Source organism: Polaromonas sp. P1_G2 (genome assembly GCF_056405515.1).
This window is the reverse complement of record NZ_JBFUBY010000360.1, coordinates 1-3393: the sequence shown is the minus strand read 5'-3', so window position 1 is coordinate 3393 and position 3393 is coordinate 1. Positions and strand designations below refer to the sequence as shown.

The following is a 3393-nucleotide window of genomic DNA, read 5'->3' as shown; positions in this document are numbered from 1 at the left end:
CCTCGGGCATCCACCAGGACGGCGTGTTGAAGGCGCGCGATACCTATGAAATCATGCGCGCCGAGGACGTGGGCTGGAGCGCCAACAAGATCGTGCTGGGCAAGCTGAGTGGGCGTAACGCCTTCAAGCAGCGCTTGCTGGAGCTCGGTGTTTCGATGGAAAGCGAGGCGGATATCAACAACGCCTTCGCCAAGTTCAAGGAACTCGCGGACCGCAAAAGCGAGATCTTCGACGAAGACATCCTGGCGCTGGCCAGCGATGAAAGCGCTTCCCATGACAACGAGCAGTACGGCTTTGTGTCCCTGTCGCAACACAGCGAAACCGGCGAGCGCCCCCAGGCCAGCGTCGTGTTCACGGTGGCCGGCAAGGAAGTCAAAGGCGAGTCCGACGGCAACGGCCCCGTGGACGCCTCCCTCAAGGCCATCGAATCACATGTCAAAAGYGGTGCCGAGATGGTGCTTTACTCCGTGAACGCCATCAGCGGTTCTACGGAAAGCCAGGGGGAGGTGACGGTGCGCCTGCAGAACAGCGGGCGGGTGGTCAACGGCGTGGGGGCCGACCCGGACATCGTRGTGGCGTCCGCCAAAGCCTATTTGAGCGCCTTGAACAAACTCCAAAGTAAAGCCGACCGGGTTGCCGCGCAGGGATAATGTAACAAGTCGGAAAATAAAATCCTTTATATTCAATGACTTAGCGTTGGGTCTGAGTGCGGATAGGGCTTTGAGCGTTAAAAATCGCACAAGTGAGTGTGTTTTTAGGAAAGTCACGCAAGTTTTTGATATTGCGTGACTTTTTCTATTTGTATACACTCCAGCCATCCCACCCATTGCAATCCCCACGCAGGCAATATTCACCATGTCTCATCAGATTTTCAATCGCGCATTAAAAATCGTTGGATTCGTGGCTCTGATAGCCGCCTTTGCAGTGCCCGCCGCCAATGCGGCGACCGCCAAAAACACCATTGTCAAAAAGCAGCACGCTTCGTCCAAAGCGTCCGCCTCCAAAAAAATTGTCTCCACGCGCAAGAGCGTACGTTTTGTTGCAGGTACAAAACGCAGAAGCATCATTCGCGCGTCCATTCCCGCCAAACCTTCGTTTGGTCAGATTGCTGGTTTGCACGGCTCGCAGGATCCTCTTGAGCTCAAGTCCAGCGTCGCGCTGGTGATCGACCAGGACACACGTGAAGTGCTGTTCAGCAAAAACGACCATGCTGTATTGCCGATTGCATCCCTCACCAAACTGATGACCGGCGTCATTGTCAGCGGCGCCAAGCTGCCCATGGACGAACTGATCACCATCACGCAGGATGACGTGGACACCGAAAAGGGCAGCAGCTCGCGCCTCAAGGTCGGCACCACGCTGACCCGCGGTGAACTGCTTCACCTGGCCCTGATGTCCAGCGAAAACCGTGCGGCGCACGCCCTGGGCCGCACCTATCCCGGCGGCATGGGCACTTTCGTGAGCCTGATGAATGCCAAGGCCAAGATGCTGGGCATGACCGACACCAGCTATGTCGAGCCCACCGGCCTGTCCAGCCGCAACCAGTCGAGCGCGCAGGACCTCGCGACATTGGTCAATGCGGCCCATGGCGACCCCATGCTGCGAGAGCTATCGACCTCCACCGGTTATCAGGTGGCCGTCGGTAGCCGTACGCTGCAGTACAACAACACCAACCGCCTCGTAAAAAATCCCGAGTGGGACATCGGCCTGCAGAAAACCGGCTATATCTCCGAAGCCGGCCAATGCCTGGTCATGCAGACCAAGATCGCGGGCCGCAAGCTGATCATGGTGTTCCTGGATTCCGCCGGCAAGCTGAGCCGCCTGGGCGACGCAGAGCGTGTGCGCCGCTGGGTGGAGTCCAACCCCGTGAGCACYGAGCCCAAGCTCAACGTCAGCGCCTCCGCCAAGCAGGCAAACGGTTGAGTGTTGGCCCTTGCGGCCGCGCTCAAAAAAGCAGTCCGGTTTTATTTGGGCCTGTAGCCCAGCGCCGCTGAAATCTCATTGGCCGTTGCCTGCAATTTGGGCAGCCAGTGCTCATCAAGCCGGTCCGCCGGCGCCGAAATCGACAAGCCAGCCACCAGCTTGTTCTGGTCGTCGTAAATCCCTGCGGCCATGCAGCGCACCCCGAGTTCCAGCTCTTCGTTGTCGCGCGCGATGCCGTACTGGCGTGCCTTGGAAAGCTCGCGCTCGAGCACCGGTAATTGGGTGATGCTGTTGCGCGTCTGCCCCGAAAGCCCGGTTCGCGTCGCATAGGTGCGCAAGCGCTGGGGATCGTCAAAGGCCAGGAACAGCTTGCCCACGGACGTCAAATGCAGCGGTGCTCGGCCACCGATGGCGCGCACCACCTGCATGCCGGATCGCTCGCTGTAGGCGCGCTCCACATACACGATTTCGTCGCCCTGGCGCATGCTCAGGTTCACTGGTTGCTGGGTGATCTTGTGCAGCTCGCGCATGGGGATCAGCGCGGCGTCGCGTACGTCCAGGCGCGCCTTGACGAGGTTGCCCAGTTCCAGCAGGCGCATGCCCAGCCGGTAACTGCCGGCTGCAGGGCGGTCAACGAAACGGCCGGTAGCCAGGTCGTTCAGGATGCGGTGCGCTGTGGAAGGATGGAGGCCCGATTTTTCGCTGATTTCCTTGAGTGACAGCGCTTCCTCGCGATTCGCCAGGATTTCAAGCAGTGTGAACATTCGTTCAATGACCTGGACGGTCGGCGTGGCGGGGAGGGTGGAATCGGGCTTTTTCATGTGCAGGCTTTCTGCTACAAATTTTACCCTGTGAAATGCAAAAGCGTCTGGTGACGCTCGCGGAGGCTCAGGCTTGAGTGGGGTCGCTGTTGCCCTCTGACGTGGCGGCGGTAGGCGTTGAGGTCAGTACCCAGCGGCCGTCCATCAGCACTTCATTGGGTTTGAACCCCGCCTTGTAGTTCATCTTTGGGCTTTCGGCGATCCAGTAGCCCAAGTAGACGTAAGGCAACTCCAGGCGCCGCGCCTGCTCTATTTGCCAGAGCACGCTGTAGTTGCCGTAGCTCGCGCGGGCGTCCGGCTCATAAAAGGTGTAGACCGCCGAAATGCCGTCTTCCAGGACGTCCAGGATGGAGACCATCTTGAGTGCGCCCGGCTCGCCGTTGGGCAGGGTTTCGCGGAACTCCACCAGGCGCGAATTGACCCGGCTTTGCAGCAGGAACTGCGTGTACTGGTCAATGCTGTCATGGTCCATGCCGCCGCCCGCATGGCGGCCGTTCTGGTAGCGCAGGTAGAGCTGGTAATGCTCTGGCATGAAGCAGAGCTTGAGGATGCGTGCGTGCAGCGTGTGATGCCGGTTCCAGGCGCGGCGCTGGCTGCGKTCCGGGCTGAACAGCTCGACGGGCACCCTCAGCGGCACGCAGGCCTGGCA

The 3393-nt window shown here is 59.8% G+C and carries 4 protein-coding genes; 2 read left to right on the top strand and 2 right to left on the bottom strand.

The annotated features are described in order from the left end of the window. Both AC1D0P_RS23515 and pbpG read left to right on the top strand, forming a co-directional pair. Positions 1–650 (top strand): alpha-isopropylmalate synthase regulatory domain-containing protein (locus AC1D0P_RS23515; RefSeq protein ID WP_477678950.1); only part of this gene is annotated, 650 nt, incomplete at its 5' end. 205 nt (positions 651–855) lie between these two features. Beyond that, positions 856–1923: a D-alanyl-D-alanine endopeptidase gene (gene pbpG / locus AC1D0P_RS23510; RefSeq protein ID WP_477678949.1), complete on the top strand. Its 1068-nt coding sequence runs from the start codon at positions 856–858 to the stop codon at positions 1921–1923. A 41-nt stretch (positions 1924–1964) separates the two neighbouring features. On the opposite strand, the gene AC1D0P_RS23505 is transcribed toward pbpG, so the two are convergent. Together AC1D0P_RS23505 and AC1D0P_RS23500 are read right to left on the bottom strand one after the other, a co-directional pair. After that, positions 1965–2744, bottom strand: a complete 780-nt coding sequence (locus tag AC1D0P_RS23505; RefSeq protein ID WP_477678948.1) for an IclR family transcriptional regulator — start codon at positions 2742–2744, stop codon at positions 1965–1967. A gap of 67 nt (positions 2745–2811) precedes the next feature. Continuing rightward, positions 2812–3393 (bottom strand): arginyltransferase (locus AC1D0P_RS23500; RefSeq protein WP_477678947.1); only part of this gene is annotated, 582 nt, incomplete at its 5' end.